The organism is Telluria sp. ZT3P25 (assembly GCF_059685895.1).
Genome location: NZ_JCASIJ010000001.1, coordinates 3,294,128 through 3,308,222 on the forward strand (window position 1 = coordinate 3,294,128; position 14,095 = coordinate 3,308,222).

At 67.1% G+C, this 14,095-nt stretch carries 15 protein-coding genes; all 15 read left to right on the top strand.

Features of this window, described 5'->3' with window-relative positions:
- Window positions 1-38: 38 nt before the first annotated feature.
- The 15 genes from AC56LY_RS14595 to AC56LY_RS14665 all read left to right on the top strand — a co-directional run bounded on the left by AC56LY_RS14595 (window position 39) and on the right by AC56LY_RS14665 (window position 14,086).
- On the top strand, window positions 39-1,868 hold the full coding sequence (locus AC56LY_RS14595) for a PAS domain-containing sensor histidine kinase (protein WP_499580648.1): 1,830 nt from the start codon (window positions 39-41) through the stop codon (window positions 1,866-1,868).
- Complete coding sequence (locus tag AC56LY_RS14600; protein WP_499580650.1) at window positions 1,865-2,242, top strand: response regulator; 378 nt, start codon at window positions 1,865-1,867, stop codon at window positions 2,240-2,242. Before AC56LY_RS14595 ends, AC56LY_RS14600 begins: the two co-directional genes overlap by 4 nt.
- Before the next feature lie 27 nt (window positions 2,243-2,269).
- Window positions 2,270-3,823, top strand: coding sequence for an HD domain-containing phosphohydrolase (locus AC56LY_RS14605; RefSeq protein WP_499580652.1), 1,554 nt, complete (start codon window positions 2,270-2,272; stop codon window positions 3,821-3,823).
- Window positions 3,820-5,856 carry an ATPase, T2SS/T4P/T4SS family gene (locus AC56LY_RS14610; RefSeq protein ID WP_499580654.1) on the top strand — a complete coding sequence of 679 codons (2,037 nt, stop codon included), beginning with the start codon at window positions 3,820-3,822 and terminating at the stop codon, window positions 5,854-5,856. Before AC56LY_RS14605 ends, AC56LY_RS14610 begins: the two co-directional genes overlap by 4 nt.
- 5 nt (window positions 5,857-5,861) lie before the next feature.
- The gene (locus tag AC56LY_RS14615; RefSeq protein ID WP_499580656.1) at window positions 5,862-6,980 is read left to right on the top strand and encodes a type II secretion system F family protein; all 1,119 of its coding nucleotides are present in this window, start codon (window positions 5,862-5,864) and stop codon (window positions 6,978-6,980) included.
- A gap of 141 nt (window positions 6,981-7,121) precedes the next feature.
- Window positions 7,122-7,682, top strand: a complete 561-nt coding sequence (locus AC56LY_RS14620; RefSeq protein WP_499580658.1) for a type II secretion system protein — start codon at window positions 7,122-7,124, stop codon at window positions 7,680-7,682.
- A gap of 18 nt (window positions 7,683-7,700) precedes the next feature.
- Window positions 7,701-8,255 carry a prepilin-type N-terminal cleavage/methylation domain-containing protein gene (locus AC56LY_RS14625; protein WP_499580660.1) on the top strand — a complete coding sequence of 185 codons (555 nt, stop codon included), beginning with the start codon at window positions 7,701-7,703 and terminating at the stop codon, window positions 8,253-8,255.
- 50 nt (window positions 8,256-8,305) lie between these two features.
- On the top strand, window positions 8,306-8,716 hold the full coding sequence (locus AC56LY_RS14630) for a hypothetical protein (RefSeq protein WP_499580662.1): 411 nt from the start codon (window positions 8,306-8,308) through the stop codon (window positions 8,714-8,716).
- Window positions 8,713-9,204: a PilW family protein gene (locus tag AC56LY_RS14635; RefSeq protein ID WP_499580664.1), complete on the top strand. Its 492-nt coding sequence runs from the start codon at window positions 8,713-8,715 to the stop codon at window positions 9,202-9,204. Before AC56LY_RS14630 ends, AC56LY_RS14635 begins: the two co-directional genes overlap by 4 nt.
- Window positions 9,201-10,088 carry a DNRLRE domain-containing protein gene (locus tag AC56LY_RS14640; protein ID WP_499580665.1) on the top strand — a complete coding sequence of 296 codons (888 nt, stop codon included), beginning with the start codon at window positions 9,201-9,203 and terminating at the stop codon, window positions 10,086-10,088. The genes AC56LY_RS14635 and AC56LY_RS14640 overlap by 4 nt, the downstream gene beginning before the upstream one ends.
- 19 nt (window positions 10,089-10,107) lie before the next feature.
- Window positions 10,108-11,220 carry a pilus assembly protein PilM gene (gene pilM / locus AC56LY_RS14645; RefSeq protein WP_499580667.1) on the top strand — a complete coding sequence of 371 codons (1,113 nt, stop codon included), beginning with the start codon at window positions 10,108-10,110 and terminating at the stop codon, window positions 11,218-11,220.
- A complete protein-coding gene (locus tag AC56LY_RS14650) occupies window positions 11,213-11,875 on the top strand; it encodes a PilN domain-containing protein (RefSeq protein WP_499580669.1) in 663 nt (220 codons plus the stop codon). Before pilM ends, AC56LY_RS14650 begins: the two co-directional genes overlap by 8 nt.
- The gene (locus tag AC56LY_RS14655) at window positions 11,872-12,402 is read left to right on the top strand and encodes a GspMb/PilO family protein (RefSeq protein WP_499580671.1); all 531 of its coding nucleotides are present in this window, start codon (window positions 11,872-11,874) and stop codon (window positions 12,400-12,402) included. The genes AC56LY_RS14650 and AC56LY_RS14655 overlap by 4 nt, the downstream gene beginning before the upstream one ends.
- Window positions 12,399-12,740, top strand: a complete 342-nt coding sequence (locus AC56LY_RS14660) for a hypothetical protein (protein WP_499580673.1) — start codon at window positions 12,399-12,401, stop codon at window positions 12,738-12,740. Before AC56LY_RS14655 ends, AC56LY_RS14660 begins: the two co-directional genes overlap by 4 nt.
- Window positions 12,737-14,086 (top strand): type II secretion system protein GspD, encoded by a 1,350-nt coding sequence (locus AC56LY_RS14665; RefSeq protein WP_499580675.1) that lies wholly within the window; start codon window positions 12,737-12,739, stop codon window positions 14,084-14,086. The genes AC56LY_RS14660 and AC56LY_RS14665 overlap by 4 nt, the downstream gene beginning before the upstream one ends.
- Window positions 14,087-14,095: the final 9 nt, after the last annotated feature.

Below are 14,095 nucleotides of genomic sequence, written 5' to 3' on the forward strand. Positions count from 1 at the left end.
TACAGTTCGTTAGATTCCATTTTCCCAAGTCCATCCGCATGAAACTCAACCGCATCGGCATCATCCTCATCGCCTGTGCGCTGGCTGCCATCACCCTCGTGGTCGCGTTGCTCGTGGTCCGGCAGCAGGCCAGCCAGGCTGCGCAGGTGCGCAACAAGGGTGTCGGGCTAGTCAAGGCGCTCAGCACGGTTCCGATGTCCCTCCTCGCCGACAGCAGCGGCCGCAGCGGTGTGCTGGCCGCCGTGCTTGCGTCGAACGCTGACAGCGACTTTGCCTATGTCACGATTGGGGATGCGAACGGCCGCACGCTGGCAGAAATCGCGGGCAGCGGCAGCATCACGCCCGCCACAGCGCTGCCTGCCGATGCGCGCACCGGTTTCGGCGAACGGACGCTGCCGGCAACGAACGGTGGCGCGCCGCTGCGCGAATTCTATGGCCCGCTCACCGATGCTAGCGGCGGCCCGGCATTCGTCCGCGTGGGTTTCCACCAGCCCGGCTTTACCGTGCTGGCGCAGGATGTCTCGTTCCTCGCGCTGCTGGCACTGATGATGTTTCTGGTCGTGCCGGTCATGTACGTCGTCATCAAGCGCGAAATGGCGCCCCTGGCGGCGCTCAGCACCCAGCTGCGCGGCCAGCTGCGCCAGCTCGCCGCGCCCGACAGGCCGGATCAGCCCGGCGCTGACGACATGCGCGAACTGATCACCAATATGCAGCACTACCTCGACCAGGCCGGCGCCCGCATCGTCCAGCTCGAGGAAGGTTCGCTCAACACCACCGCCGACAACCGCCTGCTGCAATACGGCAGCAAGAAGCTCAATGCCGCGCTGCAGTCGCTGCCCGACGGCCTGTTGATGCTCGATCCGGCCGGCGACGTCACGTTCGCGTCCGGCAAGGTCGAGCCCCTGCTGGGCATCCCGATGGACCAGATCCTTGGCCAGCCGCTCGATGCGTGGTGCTGCGATCCGGCGCTGCGCACGCTGTTCGGCCGCTACAGCGGCGACCTGCGCGACAACGCCCGCTCGCACAAGACCGACTTTGCGCCACTCAATGTCGAGGGCCGGCAACTGAGCGCCACCGCACAACCGCTCAGCGGCGGCCACGGCACGATGTCGTTCGGCACGCTGGTCGTGCTGCGTGACGTGACCCGCGAATACCTGGCGCGCCAGGCGGGCAACGACTTCGTCGCCCACGTCTCGCACGAACTCAAGTCGCCGCTCAACGTCATCGGCATGTACGCCGAGATGCTGGCCGACAGCGACGACGAAAGCATGCGGGTCGAATCGCTGAACGTGATCCAGGACGAGATCGAGCGCATGAATGCGCTGGTCGGCAACCTGCTCAATGTGAGCAAGCTGGAAACCGGCAGCATGAGCCCCGAACGCAACCGCGTGCGGCTCGACGACATGCTGCGCGACGCGTATGAGCAGGCGCTGCCGCGCGCCGAAGGCAAGCAGCTGCGCGTGCTGCTCGACCTGCCGCGCGAACTCGAGGCCGTGGCGATCGACAAGGACCTGTTCCGCATTGCGCTGAACAACCTCCTGACCAATGCCATCAAATACAACCGCCCGGGTGGCAGCGTGACGCTGGCGGCCCGCAATGAGGACAATGAAATCGTGATCAGCGTACGCGACACCGGCATCGGCATCGCGCCGGAAGCCCAGGACCGCATCTTCGAGAAGTTCTACCGCGTCAGCGAAGCGGGCGCCGCCACCCAGCGCGGTGGCCACGGCCTGGGCCTGTACCTGGCGGCACAGATCGTCGAACTGCACCACGGCCGCCTGGTCGTCGAAAGCGAGCCGGGCGTGGGCAGCACCTTCTCGGTCCACCTGAAGATCGTTTCCGCGCCCGCCGGCGCCGCCGTGCTATGAGCGCGCGCCACATCCTGCTCGTCGACGACGAGCCCCATGTCCTGCGCGTGCTGCGCCTGTCGCTCGAACGCGAAGGCTATATCGTGGCCACGGCCAGCGATGGCAACGCGGCGCTGGCCTGCATGGCGCAGCAGCTGCCCGATGTCTTGATCAGCGATATCCAGATGGACGGCATGGACGGACGCACGCTGTGCCCGCTGGCCCGCGCCACCTATCCGGACCACCCGTTCCTGATCCTGGTCATGACGTCGATGACCGCGCTCGACGAGCGTGCCTGGGCGCGCGAACTGGCCAATACCGAATTCCTGGAAAAACCCCTCAGTCCGCGCCAGCTGGTGGCGCGGTTGTCCCGCCATTTTGCGGCCCTGGCGTAACGCCGCGCCAGCCACCAAAGCCTGCCCATGTCCCTTGATCTTCTGCCGACCCTCGACTACACCCGCCACGAGCGCTGGCTGCGCCGCAGCACCGGAAGCGATTACGCACTGGCCGTCTGCGACGCCACTGGCGCACCCTGCTGGAGCGCGCCTGGCGACAGCACGCTTGCATCGTGGATCACGGCGCTCAATATGGGCGGCTTTGCCTGGCCATCCACGGGCGACGGCATGCAGCGCCACGATGCGGGCGACGCCACCCTGCTCTACACGCCGATCATCGCCAAAAGCGGCCTGATCGGCTACCTCGCGGTCCGTGCAAACACAGCGGCCACGACGGCCACCGACGTGCCGTTCGCGTGGGACGCACTGGCCGAAGCGCTCGAAGACATCGCCAGCACGATCGCCGACGACTGCCGCACGCAGGGCGAGCTCGATGCGATGGCCGACGAACTGTCGGACCGCTACGAAGAGCTGCACCTTGTGTATGCGATCGACCGCCAGGTGCAGGACATGACCACGGGCGAAGACCTGTTCGGCGAGCTGCTCGAGAGCTGGGCCAGCCACATGGACGCCGACGTTGCCGCCTTCATCAAGCCGGGCGAGAACCTGTGCGTGTCGGCCACCAACCTGTCGGCGCCGATCCATAACCTGGATCTGGTGCTGGTCGAGATGCGCGGCGACCTGTACCGCTTCTCGCATTCGTCGCGCCAGCCGATCGTCATGAACGAGCCCGACGATCCGCGCCGCGCCTACATCTTCACCGACATGCCGTTCAAGATCCTGTGCTGCCCGGTCTTCCAGGACAAGTCGGTCGTGGCGATCCTGGTGCTGCTCAACCATGCGAACAAGGAAGACTTCAGCAACAGCGACCGCAAGCTGGGCGAAGTGCTGGCCAATCACCTGTCGAGCCTGTCGCGCATGCACAGCATGCTGGCCGAAACGAGCAAGTTCAACCAGCAGATGGCGGCCGCGCTGATCGAGGCGGTCGAAGCGAAAGACCCGTACACGCGCGGCCACAGCGAGCGCGTGCACCACATCGCCATGGAAATCGGCCGCGCGCTGCGCCTTCCGCCGCGCGAACTGGACAACCTGTTCTGGGGTTCGCTGCTGCACGACGTCGGCAAGATCGGCATCCCTGATGCGGTGCTGTGCAAGCCGGGGCGCCTGACGCGCGATGAATTCACCTTCATCATGGTCCATCCCGAGCGCAGCTACGAAATCCTGCGCCACATCGACCGCCTCAAGGGCGCGGTGCCGGGCGCGCGCCACCACCAGGAAAAGTACGACGGCACCGGTTATCCGCATGGCCTGGCGGGCAACGACATTCCGTACAACGCGCGCATCATCGCGGTGGCCGACACCTATGACTCGATCACCAGCTCGCGCGCCTACCGCGCCGGGCGCAGCCACGAAGTGGCGATGGCCGAGATCGCGCGCTGCGCCGGTACCCAGCTCGACCCGGGCGTGGTGGCGATGTTCGAGACGGTGTGCCGCGCCGAACCGGGCTGGATCGCCGAGTTCCGCATCGCCCGCGATCCGGCGCCTGCGCCGGCCCCAGCACAGGTCGCCGTCACCGCATGAGCGAGACCGCTGCCCCCGAGCGGATCACCCGCAGCCGCATCGGCGCCATGACGTATTTGGCGCCGCTGACGGCGCTGGTGGCCGACGAGGCTGTCCAGACGCTGCAGGCGGCGCTGAACGAGTGCGTGGCCCAGCACCAGGTGTCGATCGTGGTTGACCTGGGCAAGGTCACGCTGCTGTCCGGGCGGGCGCTGAGCATGATGGCCGACATGGGCGAGCGCCTCGGCGAGCTGGGCGGCTGGCTCAAGCTGGCGTACCCGAACCCCCTGCTCCAGGACATCCTGGCCGCCACGGGCCTGCTCGAGCAGCTGCCGCTGTTTGACGCGCGGCCCACCGCGCCGCGCCGCGTGCGCGAGCCGGGCAGCAAGCTGGGCGACATCCTGGTCGAGCGTGGCGCGGCCAGCGCCGAACAGGTTGCCGAAGCGGCGCGCCTGCAGGACCAGACCGGCAAGCGCATGGGCCTCATCATGGTCGAGCGCAAGTGGATCACCGAAGCGGCGCTGTACCAGGCGCTGGCCGACCAGCTGGGCCTGCCGTATGTGCAGCTGCGCACCGGCCTGTATGACCCGGGCGCGCTGGCGCTGCTCGAACGCGATGTCACGCGGCGCCTGAACGTGCTGCCGCTGTTCCAGGTGCAGGGCACGCTGACGGTGGCCAGCGCCGAGCCGCAGGCGATCCACAGCATCGACGAACTGCGCGCCCGCACCGGTGTGCGCATCCGCATCGTGGTCGCGCCGCCGGCCGATATCCGGCGCCTGGCCGACGAAGCGTATGGCGGCGCCCTGCCCGATTTCGTGCAGACCGAAGCCAGCGACCTGGAACTGATCGAGTCGACGATTCCCGACGACTACACGCAGATCGACGAGATGGCCGGGGCCAGCCCGGTCATCAATATGGTCAATGCCGTGATCCAGCGCGCGATCCGCGATGGCGCCAGCGACATCCACATCGAGATCTCGCGCAACCGCGCCCGTATCCGGCTGCGCATCGACGGCGTGCTGTACGAAGTCATGTCGCCGCGCGTGGACCAGCACCCGGCGATCGTCTCGCGCCTGAAGGTCATGGCCAACCTCGACATCGCCGAGCGCCGCCTGCCGCAGGATGGCCGCATCCAGGTGGCGACCCAGGGCCGCACCGTGGACCTGCGCTTTTCATCCCTGCCCGGCATCTACGGCGAAAAAGTGGTGCTGCGCGTGCTCGACAAGAACCAGTCGATCCTCGACGTCGACAAGCTCGGCATGAATGCGCATGCGGTCGGCGCGTTCAAGCGCCTGCTGGGGCGCAGCCATGGCCTGATTCTGGTCACCGGCCCCACCGGTAGCGGCAAGACCACCAGCCTGTACGCGGCGATCAGCCACCTGAAAAGCATCGAAAAGAACATCGTCACGATCGAGGACCCGGTCGAATACCAGCTCGACATCATCAACCAGAACCAGGTCAATGACGCCATCGGCTTGAGCTTCCCGAAGATCCTGAAACACGTGCTGCGCCAGGACCCGGACATCATCATGATCGGCGAAGTGCGCGACCGCCAGACCGCCGAGATCGCGGTGCAGGCGGCGCTGACCGGCCACCTGGTCTTGACCACGCTGCACACCAACGACACGCTGGGCGCGGTCTCGCGCCTGGTCGAGATGGGCGTGGAGCCGTACCTGCTGTCGTCGGCCCTGATCGGCGTGATGGCCCAGCGTCTCGTGCGGCGCGTGTGCCAGGGGTGCCGCACCAGCTACCTGGCCACGCCCGAAGCGGCGGCGGCTTACCGCTGGCGCGGCCAGGGCGACCTGCGCCTGATGCGCGGGCGCGGTTGCCCGGCCTGCTATGACTCGGGCTACAAGGGACGCATGGGCATCTACGAGCTGCTCGAAGTCGGGCCCGACCTGCAGCGCATGATCGTGGCCAACGCCAGCAAGGACCAGCTGGCCGCGCACGTGGCTTCGACCGGCCACCATGACCTGTACGCCGACGGCATGGCGCGCGCTTTTGATGGCCACACGACGCCCGAAGAAATCGCGCGCGTCGTGCATTCCCTGTAACCGTCATGCCGATCGAACTCGACGCTCCCGGCCCCGGCCCGGCCATCAAGACCGCCTCGCCCGCTGCCTCGTGGTGGACGCTGGGCGCGCGCCCGCCGGGGATGCGTGAACGGGCGCTGTTTACCGAGCGCCTGGCGCTGCTGCTCGAGACGGGCGTGCCGCTGCACACGGCGCTCCAGTCGCTGCACGACCAGACCGAACCGGGCCAGTTGCGCACGATGATCGGGACCATCGGTGACGACATCCTGGCCGGCGAGCGCTTTTCGTCGGCGCTCGGGCGCCATGCGCTGTTCCCGGGCAGCTATGTCAACCTGATCGCGGCCAGCGAGGCCGGCGGCTTCATGGCCGAGGTGCTGGTGCAACTGGTCGAGCTGGACGAAAAAGAGGAGCGCCTGCGCGCGATGCTGGTCTCGGCCCTGTCGTATCCGGTGATCCTGCTGACGTTTTCGTTCGGGGTGGTGGTGTTCATCCTGACGTTCGTGTTCCCCAAGTTTGCCGTCATGTTCGCGTCGATTCACGAGCAGTTGCCGATTACCACGCGCGCGCTGCTGGTGGTGAGCCAGGTGCTCACCGGCCATGCCGCGATTGTCGCGGCGCTCACGGCCGGCGCTGTCGGCGCGGGCTGGATGCTGATGCGCCAGCCCGGGATGCGCATCGCGATCGACCGTGCCAAGCTGCGCCTGCCGGTCGTGCGCGACGTGTTCGCCAAGATCTATCTGACGCGCCTGCTGCGCGTGATGGGCATTTCGCTCGAACACGGTGTGACGATCCTGGCCACGCTCGAGGCCTGCCGCGCGGTGGTGACCAATGCCGACTTCCAGCGCTTCATCCTCGATCTTGAACGCGATGTCACCGAGGGCAAGGGCATTGCCGCCGGCTTCGAGCACAGCAATTTCGTGCCGCTGTCGGTGCGCCAGATGATCGCCACCGGCGAGGCGACCGGCACGCTGGGCCGCGTCATGACCCGCGTGGCCGATTCGTACGACCGCGAATTGACGCGCCTCTTGGCACGCCTGACGAAGATGGCCGAGCCGGTGATGCTGCTGGTGATGGGTGTCCTGGTCGGCACGATTGTCAGCTCGCTCATCTTGCCGATATTTAAATTATCACGCGCTGTGCACTGAATCGTTTCTCAAAAACCACACATTCTTCACACGATACATTTCGACATTCCGTGTGGAAACATGCTTATGTTACCCTGTGGAACTGACAATTTTTACAAATCAACGCCCCTATCCAGGGGTGTTCAACTCCCGAAAACTATTATGTACCGTTCATTCAAGCGCACCGCCGCAGCCGGTTTTACCCTGATCGAATTGCTGATCGTCGTGATTATTCTTGCAATTATTTCTGCGATTGCGATTCCGCAGTTTTCGGCGGCGACGTCGGATGCGCAAAGCTCGGCGCTGGACGCTAATTTGGCAACCATACGCAATTCGATCGAGCAATACCGCGCCCAGCATACCGGCTTCGTCTATCCTGGCACAAACTCAGCGGTTGCGACAGATTGCCCTGCTGGTGGCGTTCCCGGCACCGGCCTGGCAGGAACGGAGCAAGCGATGAGGGATCAGATGCAATATTCATCGAACGCGGCAGGGCAGACCTGCTCGATCGCCGGTGGCGCTTACCGCTTCGGCCCGTATCTACGCCAGGGCATCCCGGTCGAACCGATCAACAACGTTGCGACCATCTTGGTCACGACTGACGGCAAAATGGCAGCGCCAACTGCAGAGAGCAAGGGCTGGGCCTACGACACGAAGACCGGCCGCTTCATCATTAACAGTACAGCGCTCGATCCAAACGGCAAGGCTTGGTCGATCCGCTAAGCTGACGGGTTCGGGAGCGTGTACGCACATCGCTGCGCGGCGTACACGCTGACCGAACTGCTGATCGTGGTCGCCATCCTCGCCATCGCGGCCGCCGTCGCCATCCCGACGGCGCAACCGGTGGCGGAATTTCGCGCCGATGCCGCCGCTGGCGAAGTGGTCAACGCCCTGCGCTTCGCCCGCGAGAACGCGCAGTACAGCGGCGCGCAGCGGCTATTCGACTGCAATGCCGCGGCCAACACCATTGCGGTGTTCGCACTCGAAACCGACAAGACCACCACACGGGTGGCGCGCGACCCGGTCGAACATCCGTTCAGCCGCGCTCCCTATCTGCTCAACCTTAACGTTGCCCCCGCCGGAAACACCATGGCCCTCGTGCGCTGCACCTTTACCTTCGATGACAACTCGACCGCTGCGGCCGTCGCATTCGATGCGGACGGCAAGCTGCTGCGCGGTGTCGGCAGTGACCCCGCACGCAAGAGCCCGCTGCGCACGGGCCAGGTCGTGCTGGGCGCCGGCGATGTCGAGCGCACGATCACAGTCGACGCCACCGGTCGCATCACGGTTTCCTGACCATCTTCCCGACCATGCACGCTCTCCCATCGCGCACCAGGACCGTTGGCATGACGCTGCTCGAAGCAGTGTTCGCCCTGCTGCTGCTGTCGGTCTGCCTGATCCCGGCCGCCAATGCGCTGCGCGGCGCCATCAACGTACCTGCCGACAGCGCCCTGGCGGCGCGCGAACTCGACTGCGTCAGCGCGCTGATGGAGACAGTGCTGGCCGAACCCTACGTCGATCTGCTCAGCGCCGCCGGTGCGCCCGACGCGCCGTCGGTCTATTCGACGCCCGGTGGCGCCCGCTCACCGGCGCTGCCGGACCAATGCCCGGCCCTCACCGTCACCATCACCCGCTACGGCGTCGACAGCACCCGCAGAATCGGCCTGGGCGGCACCGGCGAGCATCTGCTGCGCGTGACCACGGCGCTGGCCGCCCCCGCCGGCCGCTGGCCATTGACCACGCTGGTGGCGCGATGACGATGCCCCGCCCTGCACACGGCTACACACTGCTCGAACTGATGATCGGCCTGACCATCGCGGCGCTCGTGATGCTGCCGCTGAGCGAGATGCTGCGCGCCGGCGCCGACAGCGCGCGCTTCGTGCGTGCCGGCCTGGACCAGAACGCGGATGCCCGTTTCGTCCTCGACCGCATTGTCACGCAAGCCATGAGCGCATCACCACCAATTGACGCGAATCTCGGCAACCCTGCTGCCTGGCTCGCACCACGGCAATACACGCTCACTAACGGCGCTCTCGTCGAAACCGCTCCGGCTGGCAAAACGCTGCGCAATTCGGTGCTCGCCACCGGTGTACGGGCATTCGACCTGCGCGTGCCCGACATCGGTGCCGGGCGTCGCGTCCTGCGCATCGAGCTCGTCTTCGACCGTCCGGATTGCGATGCCAGCCGCGGGCAGGACTGCAGCGTCGCGTATGCGCGCACCGTCCGACTCGGGGCGACGCCATGATGCCGCGGCGCCAGGAGGGCGCATTGCTGCTGATGGTGTCGCTGCTGCTGGCCACGCTCGCGGCGCTGGCGTTCGGCATCAACCGTGCGGGCAGCGTCGAACTGCGCTCGATCAATGACGATTACGAGGGCCGCGCCGCCGCCTACCTGGCCGAAGCGGGCGTTGCAGCTGCCAGGTGGTCTGGGCAGGTCGGCGACTGCGTGACACGGCCCGTCGGCCCCATTTCCCTGGGTGGGGGCACTGTGACGATCACGATCAGGAACGAGGACATCATCAACGTCACCGCCACCGCCACCGTTAACGGCGCAATGCGCAAGGTGACGTCCCTCCCATTGCAGCTGTACGATTTGAAGCAGACCGAGCGCGTCGACATGTCGGAAGACACGATCGACACCACGATCGTGTTGACCAGCGCAGGATCGCAAGACCCGCAAGAGAAACAGCAGACGCTGCGCCTGGTCTCGGGCCAGTCGCACATCCTGATGAACTGGGACAAGGACGAGATCGACGACGACGTGCTGGTGGTGTCGGCCACGCTGAACCTGGTGCCGACCGCCTTCAGCGGCGTGGTGCGCCAGGTTGCCGTGCACCGCGTTACCACCCAGTGGGACAGGGGCGCTACATGGACCAAGGCGCGCCCGGGGTCGAACTGGAACGGCGGCGCCTACACAGACGCCGTGCTGGCCTCGGCGAGTGTCGGCAGCGTCGATGTCAACTGGGACCTGACCGGCTTGTTCGACGGCTGGGCCAGCAAGCGCCTGCCCATCAATGGCGTCCTGCTGCGTCTGGTCGAGGACGGCAAAAACGTCAGTTTCTATAGCCGCGAAACGCCCTTCGCCAACCTGCGTCCGCTGCTGCAGATCGTGCGTGCCAAGAAGTGCTGATGATCGACGTGAGCCCATCATGACATTGCGCCAACTCGTAACGACCATTCAGCACCGGCTGCGGCCATCCGCAGCGCGGCCGATCGGCGCCGATTTTGCCGCCAACCGGCTCAACCTGGTACAGGCCGACTGGCGCGACGGCGGCTGGCGGCTGCGCGCCGCCAGTTCCCTGCCCTATCCCATGCCACGTGATGTGCTGCTGGCGTCACCGAAGGCGCTGGTGCAATTCGTCGATGCCGCGCTGGCGCAGGCGCCGTTCCAGGGCCGCCGCGTGATTTCCGCGCTGCCCCCGGCCGACGTGCGCATCCTGCCGCTCACGGTGCATGTCGCCGCCGGCCAGACCGAGGCGCAGGCCGTGGGCCGCGCGGTGAGCGAGCAACTGGGCGAGCGCGCCGGGCAGCACGTCATCGATTATTACCAGGTGCGGGGCGCCGACATGGACGGCGGCGAGCGGCAGGTGCTGGTCGCTGCTGCACTCAAGCACCGGGTGCTCGACTACCTGGCGATGCTGGAACACGCGCGCCTGGAGCCGGTTGCGCTGGACATCGGCCCGGCCGCCATCGGCCGCCTGCTCGCCACGCTGCACGGCAGCGACGTTGGCCAATCGGTCGCGCTGCTCAATTTCGGCGCCGCCAAAAGCTACCTGACCGTGATCTGGGGCCGGCGCCTGATGCTCGATCGCGAGATCGCGTTTGGCGAAGACATGCTGGCGGGGGCCGTCGCAGGGGCGCTCGACCTGCAAGCCGATACCGCCGCCAGCCTGCTGCGCCAGCATGGCATCGGCGCGCGCCCGGGCATGGCGATCGACGACCCGCACATCGAGCTGCAGCGCGCGATCCGCGCCATCCTGCACCCGGCCTGCCAGGCACTGGCAGACGAACTCGCCCATACCCAGGTGTACGTGGCCTCGCGCACGCGCGGCAGCTCGATCAGCCGCCTGTACCTCAATGGCAGCCTGGCGCGCTACCCCGATATCCAGTCACGGATCGCCGAGCTGATCGACGTGCCGGTGCACCTGCTCGATCCGTTCGGCGCGTTCCCCGAGTCGGCCCGCGACCCCGCAGGCGAACCGGCGACGACGTCGCTCGCGCTGGCCACCGGCCTGGCGCTGCGCGGAGGCGCCGATGGCTGATATCGACATGATCCCGCGCAGCTACCGCGACGGCGTGCGCGTGCGCCGCACGCTGCGCCGCACCGGCCTGGCGCTGGCGGCGATCGTTCTGGCTGCAGCGGCCGGCAGCGCTGCGCTGCGCTGGCACAGCGCAGCGCTTGAGCGCCGCACGACCACGCTGCAGCAGGCCGCCAGCGCGGCCACGGCCAGCCAGGCGCAGGCAGCGACCGAACACGCGGCGCGCGAGCGCATCTTGCAACAACAGGGCCTGCTGCGCGCGCTGCGGCGCGAAGGCGAACTGGCCGCACTCGCCGCCGCCATCGACAGCGCGCTGCCCGCGGCGGCCTGGCTGACCGCCATCCATCTGCAGCGCGACCTGCAACAGGCCACTGCCGCTGCCCCAGCCTCGGCGGCGACACCGGCCCCGGTGCCAGATGGCCGGGCGACGACGATCGCCACCGGCAATGCCGACGGCAGCACGCTCGTCATGGTCAGCAGCGTCGAGCTGGCCGGCCAGGCTGCGGATTACAACGGCATCACCGATTTCCTGTCGAACCTGGGGCGCATACCGGGCATGCACGGCGTCGAACTGCTTTCGAGCAGCGCCAGTCCGACCATGCCGGCGATCGATTTTCGCGCCGTGGTCACGCTGGTTCCGCCGCCGGAGGCGCCATGATCCCGAAACTGCGCGACCTGCTCGTCGCCCTGCCCGCACGCCAGCTCAATCTGATCGTCGGCGGCGCAGTCGTCATCGTGCTGCTGCTGGCATGGACGCTGGGCTTGCGCGCGCCGCTGGCCGCCTACCGGCAGCACAAGACAGCGCTGGCCGCGATGGAAGCGTCAGGCGCAGCCGCACCGGTCGCGACATCACCGTCGACGCCCGCCCCTGCCATCACGCCCGCGGCCACGCCACCGGAGCCCGTGGCCCTCATTGCAGCGGTCAGCCGCAGCGCCACGCAGTCCGGCGTGGCCGTGCTGTCGGCAGCGCAAGGGGCGCAGCGCACCGTGGCGGGCGTGCGCCTGCTCACGGTCGAGATCGTGGCCAGTGGCGGGTATGGCGCCGTGCTGGAGTGGCTCGCCACGATCGAACGGCAGCAACCAACCGTCGGCATGCAACGACTGACCGTGGAAGCCGCCCCCGATACCGACGACCGCGCAATCACCCTGCAGCTTGTCATCTACGACACTGGAACACCACCATGAAACACACCCTGACACTGGCGCTGGCGCTCGGTCTGACCGGCATGGCAGCCAACGTGCTGGCCAACCCGCCCCGCAGCCTGCGCGATCCGTTCGTCAGCCGGCTGCCGGCCAGCGCGCCACTGGAAGCCACCGCCGCCGCCGTGCCTGCCACGCCACTACGCCTGCGCGCGGTGGTGCTCAATGGCGCGCAGTCGCTGGCCAATCTGGATGGCAATGTCGTCGCCACAGGCGAGCGCGTCGCCGGCTACAAGGTCGTGCGCATCGATGCGCGCGGCGTGCTGCTGACGCATGCCGGCAGTGAGCACCTGCTGACGATGCAGGACAAGGACACCCAATGACGCCGCGCTACCTGCCCGTCGCCCTGTGCGCAGCCTGGGCGGCGCTGGCGCTGGCTCTGCCCGCGGCCGCGAACACGGCCGCGCCGGCCGTGGTGACGAAGAGCACGGCCACTGCACCGGTGCCCCTGGCCCCGGTGACGATGTCGTACACGTTCCGCGACACGCCCATCGAAGAATTGTTCAACATGATTGCGCGCAGCGCACGCATCAATATCGTTCTGGGCAAGGGCGTTGGCGGCAACGTCTCGATCAACCTGTACGACATGACGGTGCGCGAGGCGATCGAGGCGATCGCCGAAGCCGGCGGTTTCACGGTGACGGAACGTGCGGGCGGCTTTCTGATCTCGGACCCCAAAGTAGCGCTGCCCGAGCGCGGCGCCATTCTGCAGGTGAAAGCGATGAAGGTGCGCTACGCCGACGTGACCAAGGTGGGCGCCATCCTGGCGCGCCAGATCGGCGTGCCAGGCACGGTGACCGTGCTCGACCAGACCAAGACGCTCGTCGTCGAAGCGACGCCGGCGGGTCTGGAGCGCGCGGCACTAGTGCTGCGCGAAATCGACCGCGCGCCGCAGCAGATCCTGATCGAAGCGAAGATCCTGGAAATCACGCTCGACCAGAACGAAAACTTCGGGGTCGACTGGTCACGCGTGTTCAGCGGCGACGGCCCCGACACGGTTGGCGCGAGCGGCTTTGCCACGCGCGCCGGCCCGCGCTTTTTCCTGAACCTGGTGAACGGGAATATCGAGGCCTACCTGAGCGCGCTGAGCAACAAGGGCCGCGTGCACACGCTGGCCACGCCGCGCCTGCTCGCTCTCGAGGACCAGGAAGCGAGCACGAACGTCGGCGACCAGCTGGGCTATCGCCTGACGACGACGATCAACAACGTCACGTCCGAATCGATCGAGTTTCTCGACACCGGCGTGATCCTGCGCGTGACGCCGTCGGTCGACGCCGACGGACGCATCATGATGAAGATCCGGCCCGAAGTGAGCTCCGGCTCGGTATCGGCCGGCATTCCGTCGAAGAAGACCACCGAAGTAAACACGCAGCTGGTGGCCAGTGACGGGCAACCGGTCCTGATCGGCGGCCTGATCAAGCGCAGCCGCACCTACCGGCGCCTGGGTATCCCATTTCTGTCGGATATTCCGGTGATTGGCGGCGCGTTCGGCAGCACCGACGACGGCGGCGCGGCCACCGAAACGATTGTCGTCATCACGCCGCGCATCGTCCCTTCCAGTGGCCCGGCCATCGATGGCGTCACGGAACGCACGCTCCAGCAGGCCGAGCAGACGATGCGCACGCGCGGCGATATGCTCGACCGCAAGCTCGATACGCTCGACCGCTAGTCCTTGCCT

What these genes read in the sequence shown, in the direction of transcription:
- AC56LY_RS14620 (WP_499580658.1), top strand. Translation starts at nt 7,122, where the DNA reads ATGTACCGTTCATTCAAGCGCACCGCCGCAGCCGGTTTTACCCTGATC.
- AC56LY_RS14635 (WP_499580664.1), top strand. Translation starts at nt 8,713, where the DNA reads ATGACGATGCCCCGCCCTGCACACGGCTACACACTGCTCGAACTGATG.
- AC56LY_RS14655 (WP_499580671.1), top strand. Translation starts at nt 11,872, where the DNA reads ATGATCCCGAAACTGCGCGACCTGCTCGTCGCCCTGCCCGCACGCCAG.
- pilM (WP_499580667.1), top strand. Translation starts at nt 10,108, where the DNA reads ATGACATTGCGCCAACTCGTAACGACCATTCAGCACCGGCTGCGGCCA.
- AC56LY_RS14660 (WP_499580673.1), top strand. Translation starts at nt 12,399, where the DNA reads ATGAAACACACCCTGACACTGGCGCTGGCGCTCGGTCTGACCGGCATG.
- AC56LY_RS14610 (WP_499580654.1), top strand. Translation starts at nt 3,820, where the DNA reads ATGAGCGAGACCGCTGCCCCCGAGCGGATCACCCGCAGCCGCATCGGC.
- AC56LY_RS14605 (WP_499580652.1), top strand. Translation starts at nt 2,270, where the DNA reads ATGTCCCTTGATCTTCTGCCGACCCTCGACTACACCCGCCACGAGCGC.
- AC56LY_RS14600 (WP_499580650.1), top strand. Translation starts at nt 1,865, where the DNA reads ATGAGCGCGCGCCACATCCTGCTCGTCGACGACGAGCCCCATGTCCTG.
- AC56LY_RS14640 (WP_499580665.1), top strand. Translation starts at nt 9,201, where the DNA reads ATGATGCCGCGGCGCCAGGAGGGCGCATTGCTGCTGATGGTGTCGCTG.
- AC56LY_RS14630 (WP_499580662.1), top strand. Translation starts at nt 8,306, where the DNA reads ATGACGCTGCTCGAAGCAGTGTTCGCCCTGCTGCTGCTGTCGGTCTGC.
- AC56LY_RS14665 (WP_499580675.1), top strand. Translation starts at nt 12,737, where the DNA reads ATGACGCCGCGCTACCTGCCCGTCGCCCTGTGCGCAGCCTGGGCGGCG.
- AC56LY_RS14595 (WP_499580648.1), top strand. Translation starts at nt 39, where the DNA reads ATGAAACTCAACCGCATCGGCATCATCCTCATCGCCTGTGCGCTGGCT.
- AC56LY_RS14615 (WP_499580656.1), top strand. Translation starts at nt 5,862, where the DNA reads ATGCCGATCGAACTCGACGCTCCCGGCCCCGGCCCGGCCATCAAGACC.
- AC56LY_RS14650 (WP_499580669.1), top strand. Translation starts at nt 11,213, where the DNA reads ATGGCTGATATCGACATGATCCCGCGCAGCTACCGCGACGGCGTGCGC.